This is a genomic window from Nostoc sp. 2RC (genome assembly GCF_014222165.1).
Taxonomy (GTDB): Bacteria; Cyanobacteriota; Cyanobacteriia; order Cyanobacteriales; family Nostocaceae; genus Nostoc; species Nostoc linckia.
Map to the genome: position 1 here is coordinate 1 of NZ_JACKZU010000867.1, position 219 is coordinate 219.

Annotated in this window: 1 pseudogene; it reads left to right on the forward strand. The window is 51.6% G+C overall.

Annotation, left to right across the window (positions count from 1 at the left end):
* Window positions 1-219: pseudogene (locus tag GNE10_RS35305) on the forward strand (PD40 domain-containing protein); the annotation flags it as partial.

Sequence of the window (219 nt, forward strand, 5' to 3'; positions counted from 1 at the left end):
ACAGGGCATAGCAGTAGGGTCAATAGCGTAGTCTTCAGCCCCGATGGCAAGACACTGGCTTCTGCAAGTGATGACAAGACCATCAAACTCTGGGATGTCAGCACCAGCAAAGCCATCAAAACCCTCACAGGGCATAGCAGTAGGGTCAATAGCGTAGTCTTCAGCCCCGATGGCAAGACACTGGCTTCTGCAAGTGATGACAACACCATCAAACTCTGG